This is a genomic window from Clostridium sp. AM27-31LB (assembly GCF_003480745.1).
Lineage (GTDB): Bacteria > Bacillota > Clostridia > Lachnospirales > Lachnospiraceae > Butyribacter > Butyribacter intestini.
This window is the reverse complement of record NZ_QUJS01000009.1, coordinates 109,698-127,719: the sequence shown is the minus strand read 5'-3', so window position 1 is coordinate 127,719 and position 18,022 is coordinate 109,698. Positions and strand designations below refer to the sequence as shown.

Genomic DNA, 18,022 nt, shown 5'->3' with positions numbered 1-18,022 from the left:
ATATCGGTTGTAACTTTTTTATGAACTCTATTGACAAGAAAACTTGGTATGTGTATAATTAAAATATGCAAAGAAAACTTGGCATGGAGGTGTTTTTATGAAAAAGGACGAAATCTTAAATGCAAGCAGAAAAGAACATCGCAATAAGGACTTGGCTGAAATGGAAGTGGTATATCAAGCCGGAAGTCACGCAAGCAGAGTTGGTGCTTTAGTGTGTTGTTTGCTTTCGCTGTTATCTTCTGTGCTTGCTCATACTATGATTTACAGTCCGTGGGTTATATACTTCAGCATTATTGCAACACAATGGTTAGTTCGTTTTATCAAAATGAAGCGAAAGAGTGATTTGGTCTTGACCGTTCTGTTTTTTGTGCTTTCCATTTTGGCATTTGTTGGATTTGTTAGCCACCTTTTAGAGGTGAGAATATGAAAGAACAATTACAACTGAAAAATCACTTAAAGGAAGTTCGCACAGAAGCAAATCTTTCTCAAGCTCAGCTTGCAGAAATGGTAGGGGTGTCAAGAAATACCATTAGTTCTATTGAAACAGGACAGTTTAATCAAACTGCAAAATTGGCTCTAATTCTTTGTATTGCATTGGACAAAAAATTTGAGGAACTATTCTATTTTTAGGAGGTCATTATGGAAAATATTATAATGTTGATTTTGGGAGTGTTCATATCTGTTGTGGGAATTGTAAATATCAAAGGTAATATCAGCACAATTCACTCTTATAACAGGCGAAAAGTAAAGGAAGAAGATATACCAAAGTATGGAAAAACAGTCGGCACAGGAACGCTGATTATAGGAATATCTCTTGTATTAGGTTTTATTGTTTCGTTTTGGAGTGAAATAATTATAGATTATATCATTCTTCCAGCAGTTATTGTCGGATTAGGCTTTATATTGTATGGACAGTTCAAATACAATAAAGGAATTTTTTGAGAATCAGGGAGGTATAAAGATGGAATTGAACACAATATCAGGTCTGGCGATAGCGGGAGTTATCTGCTCCGTTGTCCTCTCGATGGGGGTACCGATTGCTTTGTTCATTGCAGGAAGGGTGAAGCTTAAGGCAAGGATTTCCTCGTTCTTTATCGGAGCAGGAACCTATCTGCTGTTTGCCATGCTGTTGGAGCAGCAGCTGCATGTTCTTGTCATTCAGTTCTGCGGACTGAACGCACAGAGCAGGCCATGGCTTTACTATGTGTACGCGGCTTTGGCTGCAGCGGTTTTTGAAGAGACCGGAAGACTGATTGCCATGAAGTTCTGGATGAAGAAATGGCTGGATTTTCCAAATGCACTGATGTATGGAATCGGGCATGGCGGTGTGGAGGCCATTCTGATCGGAGGACTTTCTGGAATCAGCAATCTTGTGTCCATGCTGATGATCAACAGCGGAGCCATGCAGAATACGCTGGCGGCACTTCCTGCTGAGTCTGCAAACCAGACCGTGTCACAGCTGTCGGCCCTATGGACAACACCGGCACCACTCTTTTTTGTAAGCGGAATCGAAAGAATTAGTGCCATCATTCTGCATATCGGGTTGTCACTGCTGATCTACCGGGCGGTAAAGGCAGGCAAATGCAGGACAGCGGCTTTTACAGCGGTTCTTGCATATGGGATTCATTTTATCGTGGACTTCTTTGCCGTGGCAGCTCCGGCGCTTCTTCCCATCTATGTGATTGAAATTGGTGTCTTTGTGATGGCAGCCGGAATTCTTGTTATGGCACTGAAGATGGGAAGGATGGAAGAACTGTGAATTCCAGTTTTCTGCTATCATAAAACAGAATATATCTGACAGAACGCACCGTAGAAATACGGTGTTTTTTGTTACCCCAAATCCACAATTTCATACACAACCATAGGTTAGTACAAACACCTTGCGATTTTTTGAAAGGCTTAGAAAGGAAATTTTCCCTGATTTTCGCCCCGAGAAATGACACAAACAAGGCTTAATGTATCTTTCCTGTGGTTTTTATTTTCGGCAGGAAAGGAGGATTGCTTGCTATGCCGAGAATAAGCAAGAAGCGGAAATAAGAGTGGGCGTTGTTTCTGAATGAAAGAAATCGCATTACCTACAACGGACTTTGCAGAAAATGCAGTAGTGAATGTAAGCAGAGTTTTCGCTGTGTTGTGGTGCATTGCCCAAAATATTTATCGAAAAGGAGAACAAAGAACTATGAAAATGATTGAAAATAAAATGAATGTAACTGTACATCTTGAAATTATCAAGGCAAGCGAAACCGAGCCTATGACTATCATCTATCAGACAACGGAAGATGACGCAGACGATACGGTAGTACCCCGATTTAATTCTGCCGGTGGCAATGGAGAAAACCTTATCTTCATCAAGGAAGATGAAAAGTCTTTATCCTTTGGAGATAACCGCATTGCTGAAGCAATCGAGAAGTATCACGCAAAACTTCTCATTCTTGACCCAATGAGTTCCTATATCGGAGAGGGTTGCTCAATGAATAATGCCAATGAAACACGAGCAGAGTTTAATCATCTGATGGCAGTTGCAAAGATACCAGCTGTGCGATTGTGATTATTGCTCATATGAATAAGATGAAAGACACCAATCCCCTTTACCGTACCAATGGTTCGATTGATAGTGCTGCAAGAAGTATTCTTGCAATCACACGCACACCGAACAAAGAAGCACCGGCGGAAAGATATATGGTGCAGGTAAAATCTAACCTTGCCCCAACAGGTTCAGCAATTCTGTTTGAGGTCGCAGAAAAAGGAGTGAACTTTATTTCTGAAATGGAAATGACAGCAGAGCAGGCGTTCCAATCCCTTGCTCCTAAAATGGGCAGACCGAACGAAAAGGAAATCAAGGTGAAAGAATTTATTAAGGAAATGCTGAAAAATGGAGAAATGCTTTCTACGGATTGCGAAGAAAAATTAGAAGCCGCAGGGTTCAAGAAATCGACCGTTAAAAAGGCAAGGAAGAAAGCCGGTGTTATCTCGCAGAAGAAAGGCTTTCAGTGGTACTGGTCTTTGCCAGCGGGCGGAATACCGAAAGAATAAAAATAGGCTGTCTGCTGATGGGACAGTCTGATTTTATGAGAGAGGTATCTAAGGAGGTCAAGGGGGAACACCCTTGCCCACGACATCTTTGCAGACGAAGTCTGAAAGTGTCATAGTGGGTTACACACATTCAAAGAATGTTGTGTAATGGCTTCGCCCTGCCGAGAAAGGAGAACGAAATGGCGAAAAGCAACAAGGCGGAAAGGCACAACGAACGCAAGAATGAAACCTATGAAAATATAAATGTGATTGAGGAACGCATACCCTATAATGTGCATTTCAAAAAGCCTTTTGCTCCGACCTATATGGAGCAATTAAAGCAGATGGAAGCTGACGGTATGGTGTCGCTTCGTGGGGTGAGAAAAGACGCAACGCTCTTTAACGAGATTGTGATTGATGTGAACATATAAAATGTCAAGACTGAATGTACAAAAAATATTATATAAAAATGTACAATTAATCTGCGGCTTTTAAATGATCTTTTAATCTGTATGATTTTCCTGATATTGGAATTACATGTGCATGATGCAGTATTCTGTCCATAATAGCATTTGCTACTACTGCATCATAAAATACTCCATCCCATTCATTAAAATTCATGTTTGTGGTTAAAATAGTGCTCTTTTTTTCATATCTCATATCTGTAAGCTGAAAAAATAAGTTGGAATCTTCTTTGTTAATTGGCAGATAGCCTATCTCATCTATTATCAGCAGTCGATATTTACTAAAATGTTTTAACCTTGCATCAAGGCGGTTTTCCAACTGTGCACGCTTTAATTGCTGTAATAGGTCATTACATTTAATAAAATATGTACTGACATGTTTTTTCGCAGCAGCTATACCTATAGATGTTGCCAAATGAGTTTTTCCTACACCACTTGGACCAAGAAATACAATGTTTTCATTTTTTTCAAGAAATCCTAGATTTGTTAATTCCCTCATTTCCTGTTCATTTACACTTTGCTGAAATTCAAAATCAAAATCTTTTAATTCTTTAACAAATGAAAATGCAGCTGCTTTTATCATTGACCTGGAAGCACTTTGTTCTTTAAAATCCACTTCATAGTTACTTAGTTTTAATAAGCCCTCTGTAAAAGAGAGACTATTATTTGTTACAAAATCCCTGATTTCATCAAGATGAAGTTTCATCTGAGACAGTTTTAATAACTCCAAATTTGCAGTAAGCTGATTATATATACTATTATTCATAATCGTAGACCCTTCCTATAATATCAAGATTTTCTTTTGCTCTGTTTGTTATATGTTCATCTTTAAAAATATGTGTTTGCTTGGCTATTTCAGAATAATGCTCTGAAATATAATTTGATTTTTTCATACTTATCTGATGAATAGTTATAAGTTTCATGTTATAATACACATGTATGTAACCATCATATATCTGTAATGAAACAATCTTGCCAACATATTCAGGCTGGACAGAGTATTGACAGCCTTTATAGTTGAACATACTGGAATGATTGACTTTTACGATATTAGTGGTGATTTGATACGGCTTTCTTACATTATCGGCGGGCAGGCTGCGTAAGAAAGCCTTTTCCTTTTCAAAATATAACAACGGAATTCTGCCTGTCCCCTGGTTAACCTGTGAATTAACACGATTATTTATTTTTGTTGCAAGTTCTCTGTAATTTAATTTTCCATTATATGCCCTTATTTCATCCAGAATTTTCATTGGAGCTTCGACTTTTGCTTTTGTTCTTGGGCGCCCGGCAATACAAGGATGAACTTTAAAACCATAGTCACTTGCAAACTGTTGGAATTTATTATTTATTTTACCTCTGTCGTATTCGGTTCTTGCTTTATCCATAACTGTTTTCATGTTGTCTGTAACGATTTCTTCGGGTACACCGCCAAATATCTCAAAAGCGTCATCCAGGAATGAAAAAAGTATGTTCTGAGATTTACTTAAAGATACTCTGTAAACTCTGAATCTTGAATATGAAAGCAATAAAACAAATATATTGACATCTATTGTTTCGCCGGAGGAAAGGATAAAAGATATTGACTCTTTCCAATCAAGCTGTGCCTGTTTAGCAGCATCTGTTTCATATCGTATAGAAATTTTTTTAGTATTTGATGGTTTCTTTTTATTAAAATATGAGTTAAACTCAGGATATTTTTTAAGGCAATGACAAAAGTTGCAGTAAATGCTTTTAAAGTCATAATTATCTACAAGATACTGCCATAATGTTTTTTTGTAATAAAAAATCTGTTGATTTCTATCAGAAAGTAATTCATCAATAATGTCATAGTAGGGTGTAATACAGTTGTCACGATGTCTGTGGCAGGACTTTTTATAGCCTTTAATGTATTTATCAACAGTTCGTCTGTCAACTTTAAGTTCTCTGGCAATCTGACTTTTGTTTATCTTCAATGTTCCATCCTCCCAAAAAGGTTTTAGCTTGTGCATATCATCAAGTTGGTTTATTGAGATATCTGTTATGATATGGTTTTTAAGTATCATGATGAGTTCCTCCTTTAACTCATATATCATAACAGTTGTACATTCTTATTTAATATTTATTGTACATATTTAAGTATAACTTACTAAATTTGCTTTCAGGATTATGACAAACTGCTTAGTGTATTGAAAAATTGAGAAATCGTAAAATTGAAGAAAAAAGGAATGCACAGTTCTTAGTTTATCGGGAACTGTGCATTTTTGTAAATAAATACTTTTAATTAGCCGATTACGGCATCCTCTGCTGTAAAATGTTTCAGAGAATTTTCTTTTATCTGAATGCAGATATAAGTAATTCCGGAAATATCGGATGCAAAAAACTGACGCTTTGCAGCAGGTGCGATTTTTATCCAGTTTCCAGTTGAAAGGCTGATTTCTTCTCCATCAATTATGGCCTTGCCGTTACCTGAAAGAATTTCATAGAGTTCTTCATTTTCTTTATGAGAATGAACAAATGGGACATTTGCTCCTGCAGGTAGTTCGTTTAAACTGATTTCTGCACCTGTTAAAGACAACTTTTCATGCAGCTCAATTCGGTTTTCCTTTGTGGTACTGACATCGGAATGTCCTAACAGTTCCTGTACATCTTTTGGAGCTGCCCCGTTTGAGAGCAGGTTGCTGGTGTAGGTGTGCCGTAACTGGTGAAAGTGAAAATCTTCAAATCTTTCCAGCTTCTTTGATAAATTATTCTATTTTTCTCATTTAGCAAATCTGTTTTAATAGCGTTGACAAATGTGTAAAATGGAACGCTACATTGAATGCTGTGCAAAAGTCACCTCGAAAATCGTTCCCCCAGTCTTGCCTGATTTGATACAAATACTGCCATCATGTACTCTAACGATTTCACGGACAAAAGCAAGACCTAGCCCTACGCCACCCAACTCCCGGCTTCTGGATTTATCCACACGGAAGAATGGCTCGAACACTCTCTCCCTAAGCTCCTTTGGTATTCCGCTTCCCGTATCTTCTACAGACAGATAAACATGCTTGTTTCTCTGATATGCGGTTACTGTAACCTGTCCGAGCGGATGATTATATTTGATGGCATTCTCAACCAGATTGTATACAAGCCTGTAAATAAGGATATCACTGCCTATCATAGTGGCATCCTCACATTTTCCAATCAGCTTTATATTCTTTTCCACGGCAAGAGGCTCAAGGTCTGCCAAAACCTCTTCAACAATAGCATCCAATATAATTTTATCATCCCTTCCCACCGTCTGAAGCTCACTCATGTCAAGAAGAGTCTTTACCATCCTGTTTAATTTATCATTTTGTTCCGTAACCATTTTTATGGTCTGCAAAGTGTCTGTATCATTTCCAGGGTGAGAGGCAGAATTATATAAATCAAGCTGTACCTGCATTAACGCTAATGGAGTACGCAGCTCATGTGCTGCATTTGCAGTAAACTGTCTCTGTATCTCAAATGCTTCCGACAGACGCTCAAGCATCTTATTATAAGAAATACCCAGCTGGTTCAGTTCCTTAACATTGTTTTCCTCTATTCTTGAATCAGACAGATTCTGAGCCTGTACCTCTTCAATTTTATCTGAAAACTCACTGATTGGTCTGAGTGCATGCCCGCTTATAAAATAAGTGACGACACCTCCCAAAAGTGCCAGCAAAACCGTGATTATCAGACTGTTTCTTTTATAGTCGGCCTTATTATTGTACACCTGAACTGAAAATTCATTCGCAAACTCATCCCACTTATCGTCCGGTATGCTGATATATATTTCATCTGATTTGTTTCCTTTTTCATCCCCCTGTGACTCTACCGCATTCTGCAGAGAATCGATGTAATGCACGCCATTTTTATAGACAAACATAGTCAGGCAGCCACATATAATAGCAATACACAATGTAGTAATGCACGTAAGTCTCCACTGTAGCGACATTCTTTTCATCTGTCAGACTCCTCCCGTATTTTATAGCCTTCACCTACCTTGTTCTGAATGGGATCATATCCAAGCTTCGCCTTAAGCTTTTTTCTAAGTGAAGACATATGTACCCTGATTGCCCCGCTAAAGCTGTCTGCCGTGGCATCCCACACATGCTCTATCAGCTCCTCCTGACTCACCGGTCTGCCTATATTGATAAGTAAATATTCCAAAATGCCATTCTCTTTTCTTGTCAGTGGAACCGGCTTTTCCTTTGCATATGCCTCGCGTTTAATCGTATCAAACTTTATTTCTCCGCATTTAAGACATATATCATTCTGTACAAATTTCCTTCTTGTCAGGCTTCTGATACGTGCCTCAAGCTCCTGCAGATGGAATGGTTTTTCCATGTAATCATTTGCTCCTGCATCAAGTCCCTCTACCTTATCAGCAATCTGACCTCTTGCAGATAATATCAAAACCTTAGTTTCATCATTGTATTTTCTAAGCTCCTTAAGAAGCTCCATGCCATCCATCCCCGGCAGATTCAAATCCAAAACTATCAGATCATAATTCTCCGAAAGTATATATTCAAGAGCCTCTTTCCCATCATAACAGGTATCCACCTCATAACCGGCAGCATACAGACTCTTTGCAACCATATCACATATTTGTTTCTCATCCTCAACAATTAATAATCTCAAAATGTTCTCCTGCTTCTTAACAATAAATTTACAACCTATATTATATAATACCAAAGTCAGCTGGTCAATAATACAACAAAAAGGAGCAACATTATGTTGAAATACCAAAAAACATGTCAAGTCATTCTGCTTATCCTTGGTGTATCCATGATAAGCTATGGTGCAGTCAGAGGTGAGGCGGCTACAGTGCTTGGTAAAGCAATAAAACTATGTCTGGAGTGTGTTGGAATTGGATAAGGAAAAGAAATTACTATCAAGAAAACTGGCAAAAATACGTGGCTGGATACAGGCCGCAGCAACGCTGCTGACCAATATTCATCTTCCAAATTTATTTAAGGGTAAAATATATCAGGGCAATGCAAAAACAGTATGCGTACCCGGATTAAACTGCTACTCCTGCCCTGCCGCGACAGGAGCCTGTCCAATAGGGGCATTTCAGGCAGTTGTCGGATCATCAAAATTTAAGTTTTCATACTACATAACCGGATTTTTTATTTTACTCGGTGTAACTCTCGGCAGATTTATATGTGGTTTTTTGTGCCCATTTGGATGGTTTCAGGATTTACTTCATAAAATTCCCGGAAAGAAATTATCCACAGCCAAACTAAAGCCTCTTAGGTACCTAAAATATGTCATTCTTATTGTTTTCGTTATACTTCTTCCGATGCTTGTAACGAACTCTATAGGAATGGGAGACCCGTTCTTCTGCAAATATATCTGTCCTCAGGGTGTTTTAGAGGGTGCTATACCGTTATCTATTGGAAATGCTGCTATCCGTTCTGCGCTGGGAAAGCTTTTTTCTTTCAAGTGTATGATTTTAATAGCAGTGATTGTACTAAGTATCTTGTTTTACAGGTCCTTCTGTAAATGGATTTGTCCGCTTGGAGCAATCTACTCATTATTTAATAAGGTCAGCCTGCTCAAAATCACCGTTGATAGCAGCAAATGTGTCGGATGCGGTCAATGCTCAAAGGCATGTAAGATGGATGTGGATGTGTGTAAGACACCGGATCACCCCGAGTGCATACGCTGCGGTGCCTGCATAAAGGCATGTCCGAAGGACGCCATCTGCTACCAGTTTATGGGAAAATCATGTCAAAAAAATGACAACAGATAGCTATTAAATATTTTACTATTATTTTAAAGGAGGAATTACTCATGAAAAACAAATTATCATTTATTTCTATTTTTACACTCTGCATAGCATTATCACTTACAGCATGTGGCGTAAAGCAAGCTTCCACAACAGATTCTAAGAACACTCAGACTAAAGCCGGCTCAGAAGCATCCGGCAAATCAGATTCCAGGCTTGATGATTTATATCAGCAGGAAAATCAGCTTTTTGCAGATCACGATGATGTGTGGAACAAGGCATTTGGCATGATGAACAAAAGTGATGCCGATCCAAACGGAAATTATGCTGATTATCTTGCCGGCACCGTAGAATCAAACAAGAATTCATTCACAGACGATGAGCTTAAAACACTTAATGAGGATATTGAAACCATACGAAAAATCGAGAAACAGATAGCAGAGCTTGAAAACAAAAATACATCATCAGACGATAACAAGAAGGACAGCTCTAAAGCCTCATCTGTATTCAGTGATTTTTCCGGTGAGGATTTTGATGGCAATAAGGTTGATGAAAGTCTGTTTTCCGGTAATGCAGTAACAGTCGTCAATTTCTGGTTTACCGGCTGCAAACCATGTGTCGCTGAATTATCCAAGCTTAACGAATTAAATGATGCTATCAAATCAATGGGCGGAGAAGTTGTTGGCATCAACACTGAGACATTCGATGGCAATAAAAAAGCTATCAAAGAGGCTGCCTCTGTTCTTGAAAGCCAGGGTGTCAAATATCGTAATCTGTCAATTGGCTCCTCTAGTGCTGCCGGTAAATATGCCTCAGAAATCATGGCCTTTCCAACAACTATACTTGTTGACAGAAATGGCAATATTGTAGGTGAACCAATGCTCGGCGGAATTGATAACAAGGACAACTATGATGCCCTTATGAAGCAGATTAAGTCTGTAATTGATGCAGACAGCACAAATAAATAGAGGTCTACATATAAAAAGGGGATGTTAAAAAACTCGATTGAGTTTTTTCGCATCTCCCTTTTTGTACCTGTTGTGTATAAATGACTGAAATCATGCGCAAAGAAAGCGCACTTCCCCTACCCCATAGAAATTATTTTTTTGAATCTATGCGGCAGTTCTGTTTCTCATCTTTTTTTTCTGATATTTATATAGATTGTGGCCTATCGCCACAAGTAAAACTTCCAGTTTGACTGAATAAATACCTCTTCGGACAATTCTCTTGTACTAATGGTCGTTTTTCATAATTCCGAAAGTGCCTTCTGCTTGTATCGAACGGTTCATTCGTAATAATGCATCGTGGATACTTTCTAGGTTTTCGATTACTTCCTGATGCATGGAAGTTAATTCCTGATTGATCCGAACGGTTCGATTCTTATCTGTCTTCTTACATTTCTCTGCATATGGACATCCACTACAGTCTTCGCATTCATACAATGCTTCCTTACGTCCGTATTGATTTCCCCTCACATTTTTTCTGTATAAAAAATGGAATGCTTTATCGTTAGGACATCTCATGACACCTTGCTCATCAATTCTGAAGTTAACTGCACGAAATGGATCTTCATGATATTTCTGATCCTTAGTTTCCTTTTTAAACATTGGAAATTTCATATACTTTTCAATTCCGTTCTGTTCACAAAAAACACCTCGCGGAATGTTACCAGTGAACCAATGGTATTTAGATAATGCAAACAATACTTGATGAAATTCCATGTTAAACGATGCTGTAGGCTTCAAACATAGTTGAAAGCTTGATTGCCAGTAAATAAACTATTTATTTTCAACGACAAATAAGATGATGTGATTTTATTAAAAGGAAGAGGTTCGCCGGCGGATATGAATATGGCGGTAGAGGAAGCAAGAAAGTTTACACTGGATATATGTGAACAGTTTTGGTAAGGAGAAAGATTTAATTATTAAAAGTTTTTGACTTTAAACCCTAAAAGTACTTGCGTTTAAGGGGTAATATGGGCTATACTATTATGGTATCTGTCCGGGAATCAGGCTGTTGTAGATGACGTGAGCAGCATGTATCCCGGATGTTGTGAGTATGGAAGAGGGTTTAAAGTATGATAGTTACTCTGATTGAGAAAGTATATAGTTTTCTGTGGGGAGATCTGGTGCAGATTCCACTGCCGGGCGGCAGCACTCTGGGGATTTCGCTTCTGATTATATTACTGATTCCTACAGGAATTTATTTTACGGTTCGGACGCGTTTTCTGCCGATTCGCCTGTTCCCGGATATGGTGCAGGCACTGGTTGAGAAGAAACAAGAAAAAAACAGTCTGTCTTCATTTCAGACACTGATCGTTTCGACGGCAACCCGTGTCGGTATGGGAAATCTGATCGGTGTTGTTGCGGCAATTTCGGCAGGCGGCGCCGGTGCGGTTTTCTGGATGTGGGTGACGGCAATTATCGGTTCATCAACAGCTTTTATTGAAGCGACACTGGCACAGCTTTATAAAGAAAAAGATCCGCTGTACGGAGGTTACCGCGGCGGTCCGGCGTATTATATTCATGCATATGTAGAAGAAAAACAGAAGAAAAAGAGAAACAAAGTGGTGATTTCTGTGTTGTTTGCAATCTCCGGTCTGATCTGCTGGTGCGGTATCAGTCAAGTGATCAGCAATTCTGTTGTTTCTTCATTTAAAAATGCATTTTCCATTCCGCCGATCTATATGACGGTAGTACTTGTTGCTGTGGCTGCTGTGATAGTGCTTCGTAAAGATGCGACAGTTAAGATCCTGGATATGGTAGTGCCGGTCATGGCGGTATGCTATTTTGCAATCACGATTCTGATCATTGTGATGAATCTTGGAAGTTTGCCGGGTGTTTTTGCAAGAATTTTTGAGGAAGCATTTGGATTCCGACAGGCAGCAGCCGGCGGTTTTGGCGCAGTCCTAATGAATGGAATCAAACGTGGACTGTTTTCGAATGAAGCAGGTTCCGGATCTGCTCCGTGTGCGGCAGCAGCGGCAGAATGTGACCAGCCGGTCAAAGCCGGATTGGTACAGGCGCTCGGGGTATTTGTGGATACGATCGTGATCTGCAGCTGTACAGCATTTATCATGCTGCTTGCACCGGAAGAAAAAGTTACAGGACTTTCCGGAATGGATCTTCTGCAGACAGCAATGGAACATCATCTTGGCCGTTTTGGTGTGATCTTTATTGCGGCGACGCTGTTTTTATTCAGTTTTTCGACGTTTCTGGGCATCCTTTTTTATGCGAGATGCAATGTTGCATATCTTTTCGGAGATAACTGGGCTTCACAGACTGCATACAAAGTACTGGCGCTTGTGATGCTGTTCATTGGCGGCCTTGCAGCATATACATTTGTGTGGGATCTTGGTGATGTTGGAATCGGACTGATGACGATCTTTAATATCATCATTCTTTACCCACAGGGTGAGAAGGCTCTGAAAGAACTGAAAGAATACGAAAAAGAAAAAAGAAAATGAAAAACACAAAGAGAAAGCATTTGAAACTATGTCTGTTGTTATTGTTTATGGTTCTGGGATGTTTTGCGATAACCAATGTCAGGACGACAACGGTGCAGGCATCATCGCGGACGTTCAAATCAAATGGCAGAACCTATATGGAAAAGCATAATGACAATACACTTAATACGGTATTGTATCAAAAAGTTTCCGGACATTACAAACAGGTTGCGAAATCGTCAAGATATCTCATCTACAGATTTTCTTATGGAAAGAAATTGTATTTTTCAAGTGCTGACGATGAAGGAACAGGTATTACCTGCACATATACGAAAGGCAAAAATGGATTTAAACTTGAACGAAGCAAGATGGTACTGACAGAACGCAGTGGAAGATATGAAGTAGGATATATCTGTATGATCGTGTATACAATTTTATGATCCAGTTTGTGGATGTTGTTTACGACGGGGATGATTATGAATTTGAAATTTCCCTTGAGCCAAAGGATCCGTGCTGCTTTGGATTTAAAGTAGTATATCATAACGGTTCATTTTTACTCCTGCAGAATATTGAGTCAATAGACATCCCCTTTTTTTGAACATTACTATAATGTCAAGGAATCTTCTGCATCTACCCACATCTGTAAATTCCCATCAAGATACAGTCTCGCATATTCTAGTGGTTCATCAATGGCAAGTGTGTTTAATGCACAATCTGATCCGGGTGTGGTTCTCAAATTCTTTTCTGCTTCCCAGCAGTCAATGCGAAGCATATAGTCTGCACTGGTATAAACATCAATAGCTTATATGCTACCCATATTCGTAGGAGAATATTTCATCATTCTTTATCGTTTAGATATTGAATATACTCGTTTCCCCATATTTCCAACTCCTTCAGTACTTTTCTGAATTTTTCTCCAATATCACTTAATTTGTATTCGACTTTTGGTGGAATCTGCTGATATTCTATGCGTTCAATCAAGCCTTCTTCTTCCAACTTTTTCAGCTGTTTTGATAGCGTTGTATGTGTCATTTCTTCTGGCATTTTTCTTTGTAATTCATTAAACCGGATGGGACCATCTGTTAACAAATGCATAATATACATAGACCATTTACCTGTTAAAACTTTTTATCTTGCCACGGTAGAAGGAGACCAGCCACATGTTCGCCCATTTGATGACGGTATTCGTTTTTGAAAGTGGCATCGCAACTATTTATTCATTCACAGAAGAACCGAAGGTTATCAATCTGTAAAATTTTGAGTAATGTAACTTCTGATTTGTAAAGATATGGATAAAGTAGAAGCCCGGTATGCATTAGAATCTACTAGCCAACCACTTGGTATTTCTAGTTATGAATTATCAAAACTTATACCAGAAGAGTTCAAAGGTAGCATGCCTACCATTGAAGATATTGAGGCTGAATTAAATGAATAACTTCAAGTTTGAGCGGTCAGGGGAAACGGCTGGTTGGAAAGTACAAGAAATAATAATCTATGCAGTTGTATGTAATTGTTCACAGAATTAACACAAAAATAATATTGACTGAAAATGACTATCGTGATAGTATAAATGTGTAATAACTATTGCAATAGTCATTTTTTAAACTGAAAATACAGGGAGGAATTACCATGGGAATAAAGCTTTATGATTCAGAACTGAAAGTTATGGAAATTTTATGGAAAGAGGGTGAATTGACAGCAGGACATATAGCAAAGATTTTAAAAGAAGAAATAGGGTGGAATAGAAATACCACATATACAGTTATTAAAAAATGTATTGAAAAAGGTGCTGTTGAAAGATTTGAACCAAAATTCAGATGCAGGGCACTTATTTCAAAGAAAGATGCACAGGAATATGAGACAGAGGAACTTATAGACCGTATGTTTGAAGGGTCAAAAAAGAATTTTTTTGCAGCAATGTTGTCTGAGAACAGTTTAACGGCGGAAGAACTGGAGCAGTTAAAGGATATGGTAAATCAAATGAAGTGAGGTGTTTAAATGCTTATAGACATGAGTGTTTCGGCAGGAGTGCTTATTGTACTTACGATTATATTAGAAAAAATTACCGGAAATTATTTCTCAAAGAGATTTATCGTAACAATGTGGAAAATTGTTTTGCTTCGTTTGATAATACCGATTAATCTTCCGATAACATTTGGTATTGCAAAGCCTTTCATTGGAATGGTCAGAGGTGCAAAAAATATTTTGGGTGGGCTTTTTGGAAGTGAAAATAAGTCCAGAATATATTATGCAGCAGGGGCATCAGTGATGTCAAAGCCGCAAAATCTGTATTCTGAAAATAACAATATAAATTTAGTGTTGACAGGGTGGGGACTTGTGGCAGTTGTTTTAATTGTGTTTTTTGCAGTTTCATATTATAGGGAGTACAAAAAGTTTAAAGTTGCATTACCATTACAGGAGGAATTTGAGCAGAACATCAGACAGATGAAAATTTTGCCGAAATATGTAAAACTTTATGTTTCTGATATGACGGCAACACCGATAACATTTGGAATTATACATCCGGAGATAATATTTCCAAAAATATTTGTGAAATTAAAGAAATCGGACGGAGTATTTTCTAATGAGGATAATGAAATAAAATATGTGTTGATGCACGAAAGTGTTCATATAAAATATGCGGATAACATTTGGAAACTGGCAGCAGTTTTTGCAGTCTGTATTCATTGGTTCAATCCTCTTGTATGGCTGATGTATGTTTTTATCAACCGTGATATTGAAATGGCTTGTGATGAACAGGTGATTTTGAGATGCGGTGAAGATTTCAGGAAAGAATATGCAATGGTGCTTTTGAACCTTGCGGAAAAACAGTATAAATTATCATTCTTTGCCAATGGTTTTGGAAAGAATTCAATAAAAGAAAGGATAGTGGCTATTATGAAATTTAAGAAAACAACAACAATCGGAGCATTAGGAGCAGCAGTTATACTTGCAGGAGCTGTGACAGTATTTACGCAGAACGGCATTGCTCAGGCTTTCACAGAAGCAAATAGTAAAGGAGAGATAAGAACGGAGCAGGTATCAGGCAAAAAACAGTCCGTTGCAACTGACGAATTAAAGAAATCCGGTGAAGTAAAAAAAGCTGATGATAATGATAATAAAGCACAGGCGAAAACAGATATAAGTAAGACATCAGAAGAAGATAAAAAATCAAAGGTTGCAGTTGAAATAAATGATGTCGAAGAATATGCAGAGGGTGATTCAGTTTCATGCACTGCATATGCCGATGGAACTGCGACATATTATGTAAATGGGAAACAGGTAAAATTGACAGAGGATGAACTTAAAAAGCTTGAAAAAGACGGCAAAGTTACAATAAAAATTAAAAATTTAAAAGAAAAATAGAAGCTGTCAGATGTAGATGGGTGTGGGCGGTAATAGATGGAAAAAGCCTTATAGAAAGTAAGTATTGTGAAAATCTCAAAAAAGAGTTAAGATGTTGAAAGTACATAGTACAACAAATAAATAATAAAAAAACACTTGTAAACAGAAAACTGCGAAGTTTTAGCTTTGTGTGTGGTTCATGAAAAGGCATTATCTTCAGAGAAAGTGTTTAATAATAAAAAACAGGAGGCTCGACATGACTAAAGAGATTTTTGACGGATACAAATATATTGAGGGTGGTGTGTGTGCTGCCAAAGGATTTGTTGCAAACGGACTTAACTGTGGAATAAATCCGGTTAAGGAAAAGTTTGACCTTGGTGTTGTTTATAGTGAGACGGAATGCAATGCGGCTGGTGTCTACACTCAGAATAAAGTAAAAGGTGCACCTATCATTGTTACTAAAAAACACCTTGAAAAAAGTGGCGGTAAGGCAAAGGCTGTTATCGTTAATTCAAAAAATGCAAATACCTGTAATGCTGACGGCGAGGAGATTGCTGAAAAAGTTTCAAATCTTCTTGCAGATGCCGTGGGAATTAAACCGGAGGAAGTAATCGTTGCTTCAACAGGTGTTATCGGACAGAGACTTTCAGTAAAACCTTTTGAAGATTATATGCAGAAACTTGTTGACGGAATGACAACAGACGGTCATACGGCGGCAGCAGATGCGATAATGACAACGGATACCATTCGTAAGGAAGTTGCGGTAGAGTTTGAGATAGACGGAAAGGTGTGTCATCTCGGCGGCATGGCAAAGGGAAGCGGAATGATTCATCCAAACATGGCAACAACGCTTAACTTTGTTACAACAGATGTTGCGGTTACAACAGAGATGGTTCAGAAAGCACTCAGCGATATAGTAAAGGTTACATACAACTGTCTCAGCATTGACGGTGATACATCCACAAATGATATGGTAAGCGTAATGGCAAATGGTCTTGCCGGAAATAAAGAAATCACAGCCGAAGGTGAGGACTATGATAAATTCAAACAGGCTCTTTATATCGTAATGTCAAATATGACAAAGATGCTTGCATCAGACGGAGAGGGAGCATCAAAACTTCTTGAATGTACCTGTGGGGGAGCACCCGATATTGAAACAGCAATAATCGTAGCAAAGAGCGTTATCAGGAGTCCGTTGTTTAAATGTGCAATGTTTGGTGAGGATGCAAACTGGGGAAGAATACTCTGTGCAATCGGTTATGCAGAAGCTGATTTTGATATTGCAAAAGTCAGTGTATCACTTCGCTCAGAAGTCGGAAGTGTGAAAGTATGCGAAAATGGAGCAGGTGTTGAGTTCTCAGAGGACGAAGCCGCAAAGATACTTGCAAAGGACGAGATATTTATAGATATTGACCTCGGACAGGGAGATGTGAGTGCGAAAGCATGGGGCTGTGACCTCACTTATGATTATGTTAAGATTAACGGAGATTATCGTTCGTAGATTGATTGAATGCAGATAGGTATTATCATGCCTGCCGGGTTATTTATTCATCATAATGTCCTCGGCAGGCTATTATCTTTATGTTTTGTAATTCGTCTATTACATATACAAGGCGGTTGGCATCATCTATTCTTCTTGAATACTCAGGTCTGTTTTTTAACTTTTCAGGTTTGCCTATACCATTTAATGCGCCATTTCTTTTTATATCTTCCAGTAATGAATATATCTTTTTCAATGTTTTTTAATCTTGCATTTGCCAATATAATAGTCTTTAAATCCATTGGCGGTAAATGTGAAATCATTTATTGTTTATTTTCTCCATGAAATCAAGCATTTTTTGTGATGGTTTCCAATCATCTGATTCCATTGATTTTATAGGGATATTTTCAATAGATGAGGGGGATTAACAGATGGGGGTTCAGTTTAGTTTTGTAATATGAAGCTACATCCAAAGATAATCAATCTAAGGTTAGATATTGTTTTGATTTAGAATGTATGATATCTAGGGCATCATTCTTGAATAGTTGAAAACTAAAAAT

At 38.2% G+C, this 18,022-nt stretch carries 24 protein-coding genes and 1 pseudogene; 16 read left to right on the top strand and 9 right to left on the bottom strand.

Annotated elements, in window-relative coordinates:
• Window positions 1-97: 97 nt before the first annotated feature.
• From DW721_RS12945 to DW721_RS12915, 7 genes are all read left to right on the top strand, one after another.
• The gene (locus DW721_RS12945; RefSeq protein ID WP_005608366.1) at window positions 98-427 is read left to right on the top strand and encodes a DUF6442 family protein; all 330 of its coding nucleotides are present in this window, start codon (window positions 98-100) and stop codon (window positions 425-427) included.
• Complete coding sequence (locus DW721_RS12940) at window positions 424-630, top strand: helix-turn-helix transcriptional regulator (protein ID WP_118745997.1); 207 nt, start codon at window positions 424-426, stop codon at window positions 628-630. Before DW721_RS12945 ends, DW721_RS12940 begins: the two co-directional genes overlap by 4 nt.
• 9 nt (window positions 631-639) lie before the next feature.
• A complete protein-coding gene (locus DW721_RS12935) occupies window positions 640-942 on the top strand; it encodes a hypothetical protein (RefSeq protein ID WP_008121271.1) in 303 nt (100 codons plus the stop codon).
• 19 nt (window positions 943-961) lie between these two features.
• A complete protein-coding gene (locus DW721_RS12930) occupies window positions 962-1,759 on the top strand; it encodes a YhfC family glutamic-type intramembrane protease (protein ID WP_243036019.1) in 798 nt (265 codons plus the stop codon).
• Window positions 1,760-2,056: 297 nt separating this feature from the next.
• Complete coding sequence (locus DW721_RS16465) at window positions 2,057-2,548, top strand: hypothetical protein (RefSeq protein WP_243036023.1); 492 nt, start codon at window positions 2,057-2,059, stop codon at window positions 2,546-2,548.
• An 11-nt stretch (window positions 2,549-2,559) separates the two neighbouring features.
• Window positions 2,560-3,033 (top strand): hypothetical protein, encoded by a 474-nt coding sequence (locus DW721_RS16460; protein ID WP_243036018.1) that lies wholly within the window; start codon window positions 2,560-2,562, stop codon window positions 3,031-3,033.
• 179 nt (window positions 3,034-3,212) lie between these two features.
• Window positions 3,213-3,443 carry a plasmid recombination protein gene (locus DW721_RS12915; RefSeq protein ID WP_243036017.1) on the top strand — a complete coding sequence of 77 codons (231 nt, stop codon included), beginning with the start codon at window positions 3,213-3,215 and terminating at the stop codon, window positions 3,441-3,443.
• 46 nt (window positions 3,444-3,489) lie between these two features.
• Here the strand turns inward: DW721_RS12915 and istB are convergent, their stop codons facing one another.
• The 5 genes from istB to DW721_RS12890 all read right to left on the bottom strand — a co-directional run bounded on the left by istB (window position 3,490) and on the right by DW721_RS12890 (window position 8,099).
• On the bottom strand, window positions 3,490-4,242 hold the full coding sequence (gene istB / locus DW721_RS12910; RefSeq protein ID WP_118745995.1) for an IS21-like element helper ATPase IstB: 753 nt from the start codon (window positions 4,240-4,242) through the stop codon (window positions 3,490-3,492).
• On the bottom strand, window positions 4,235-5,518 hold the full coding sequence (gene istA / locus DW721_RS12905; RefSeq protein ID WP_118745994.1) for an IS21 family transposase: 1,284 nt from the start codon (window positions 5,516-5,518) through the stop codon (window positions 4,235-4,237). Before istA ends, istB begins: the two co-directional genes overlap by 8 nt.
• 218 nt (window positions 5,519-5,736) lie before the next feature.
• Entirely contained in the window at window positions 5,737-6,186 is a 450-nt protein-coding gene (locus DW721_RS12900; protein WP_118745993.1) for a tyrosine-type recombinase/integrase, read from the bottom strand.
• A 78-nt stretch (window positions 6,187-6,264) separates the two neighbouring features.
• Window positions 6,265-7,422 carry a HAMP domain-containing sensor histidine kinase gene (locus DW721_RS12895; RefSeq protein ID WP_118745992.1) on the bottom strand — a complete coding sequence of 386 codons (1,158 nt, stop codon included), beginning with the start codon at window positions 7,420-7,422 and terminating at the stop codon, window positions 6,265-6,267.
• Window positions 7,419-8,099, bottom strand: a complete 681-nt coding sequence (locus DW721_RS12890) for a response regulator transcription factor (RefSeq protein WP_182436321.1) — start codon at window positions 8,097-8,099, stop codon at window positions 7,419-7,421. The genes DW721_RS12895 and DW721_RS12890 overlap by 4 nt, the downstream gene beginning before the upstream one ends.
• Before the next feature lie 93 nt (window positions 8,100-8,192).
• Between DW721_RS12890 and DW721_RS12885 the strand changes: the two genes are divergently transcribed.
• The 3 genes from DW721_RS12885 to DW721_RS12875 are packed head-to-tail and all read left to right on the top strand — an operon-like array spanning window position 8,193 to window position 10,160.
• Window positions 8,193-8,336, top strand: a complete 144-nt coding sequence (locus DW721_RS12885) for a CD1871A family CXXC motif-containing protein (protein ID WP_118745991.1) — start codon at window positions 8,193-8,195, stop codon at window positions 8,334-8,336.
• Window positions 8,329-9,216, top strand: coding sequence for a 4Fe-4S binding protein (locus tag DW721_RS12880; RefSeq protein WP_118745990.1), 888 nt, complete (start codon window positions 8,329-8,331; stop codon window positions 9,214-9,216). The genes DW721_RS12885 and DW721_RS12880 overlap by 8 nt, the downstream gene beginning before the upstream one ends.
• A 41-nt stretch (window positions 9,217-9,257) precedes the next feature.
• Window positions 9,258-10,160: a TlpA disulfide reductase family protein gene (locus DW721_RS12875; protein WP_118745989.1), complete on the top strand. Its 903-nt coding sequence runs from the start codon at window positions 9,258-9,260 to the stop codon at window positions 10,158-10,160.
• A gap of 264 nt (window positions 10,161-10,424) precedes the next feature.
• Here the strand turns inward: DW721_RS12875 and DW721_RS16455 are convergent, their stop codons facing one another.
• On the bottom strand, window positions 10,425-10,715 hold the full coding sequence (locus DW721_RS16455; protein WP_243036016.1) for a transposase: 291 nt from the start codon (window positions 10,713-10,715) through the stop codon (window positions 10,425-10,427).
• 554 nt (window positions 10,716-11,269) lie between these two features.
• Between DW721_RS16455 and DW721_RS12865 the strand changes: the two genes are divergently transcribed.
• Window positions 11,270-12,658: an alanine/glycine:cation symporter family protein gene (locus tag DW721_RS12865; protein WP_055945498.1), complete on the top strand. Its 1,389-nt coding sequence runs from the start codon at window positions 11,270-11,272 to the stop codon at window positions 12,656-12,658.
• On the top strand, window positions 12,655-13,077 hold the full coding sequence (locus DW721_RS12860) for a hypothetical protein (RefSeq protein WP_118745988.1): 423 nt from the start codon (window positions 12,655-12,657) through the stop codon (window positions 13,075-13,077). Before DW721_RS12865 ends, DW721_RS12860 begins: the two co-directional genes overlap by 4 nt.
• A gap of 164 nt (window positions 13,078-13,241) precedes the next feature.
• Here DW721_RS12860 and DW721_RS12855 read toward each other — a convergent pair whose 3' ends face one another.
• A complete protein-coding gene (locus tag DW721_RS12855; protein WP_118745987.1) occupies window positions 13,242-13,436 on the bottom strand; it encodes a DUF6061 family protein in 195 nt (64 codons plus the stop codon).
• A gap of 38 nt (window positions 13,437-13,474) precedes the next feature.
• A pseudogene (locus DW721_RS12850) lies at window positions 13,475-13,750 on the bottom strand (helix-turn-helix domain-containing protein); the annotation flags it as partial.
• Window positions 13,751-13,910: 160 nt separating this feature from the next.
• Here DW721_RS12850 and DW721_RS12845 point away from each other — a divergent pair.
• From DW721_RS12845 to argJ, 4 genes are all read left to right on the top strand, one after another.
• Complete coding sequence (locus tag DW721_RS12845; protein WP_347474885.1) at window positions 13,911-14,072, top strand: PDDEXK nuclease domain-containing protein; 162 nt, start codon at window positions 13,911-13,913, stop codon at window positions 14,070-14,072.
• 194 nt (window positions 14,073-14,266) lie between these two features.
• Complete coding sequence (locus DW721_RS12840) at window positions 14,267-14,626, top strand: BlaI/MecI/CopY family transcriptional regulator (RefSeq protein WP_022013397.1); 360 nt, start codon at window positions 14,267-14,269, stop codon at window positions 14,624-14,626.
• Window positions 14,627-14,635: 9 nt separating this feature from the next.
• Window positions 14,636-16,003, top strand: coding sequence for a M56 family metallopeptidase (locus DW721_RS12835; protein ID WP_118745985.1), 1,368 nt, complete (start codon window positions 14,636-14,638; stop codon window positions 16,001-16,003).
• A 235-nt stretch (window positions 16,004-16,238) separates the two neighbouring features.
• The gene (argJ, locus tag DW721_RS12830) at window positions 16,239-17,483 is read left to right on the top strand and encodes a bifunctional ornithine acetyltransferase/N-acetylglutamate synthase (protein ID WP_022013396.1); all 1,245 of its coding nucleotides are present in this window, start codon (window positions 16,239-16,241) and stop codon (window positions 17,481-17,483) included.
• A 43-nt stretch (window positions 17,484-17,526) separates the two neighbouring features.
• Here argJ and DW721_RS12825 read toward each other — a convergent pair whose 3' ends face one another.
• The gene (locus DW721_RS12825; RefSeq protein WP_243036015.1) at window positions 17,527-17,718 is read right to left on the bottom strand and encodes a type II toxin-antitoxin system YoeB family toxin; all 192 of its coding nucleotides are present in this window, start codon (window positions 17,716-17,718) and stop codon (window positions 17,527-17,529) included.
• Window positions 17,719-18,022 lie beyond the last annotated feature (304 nt).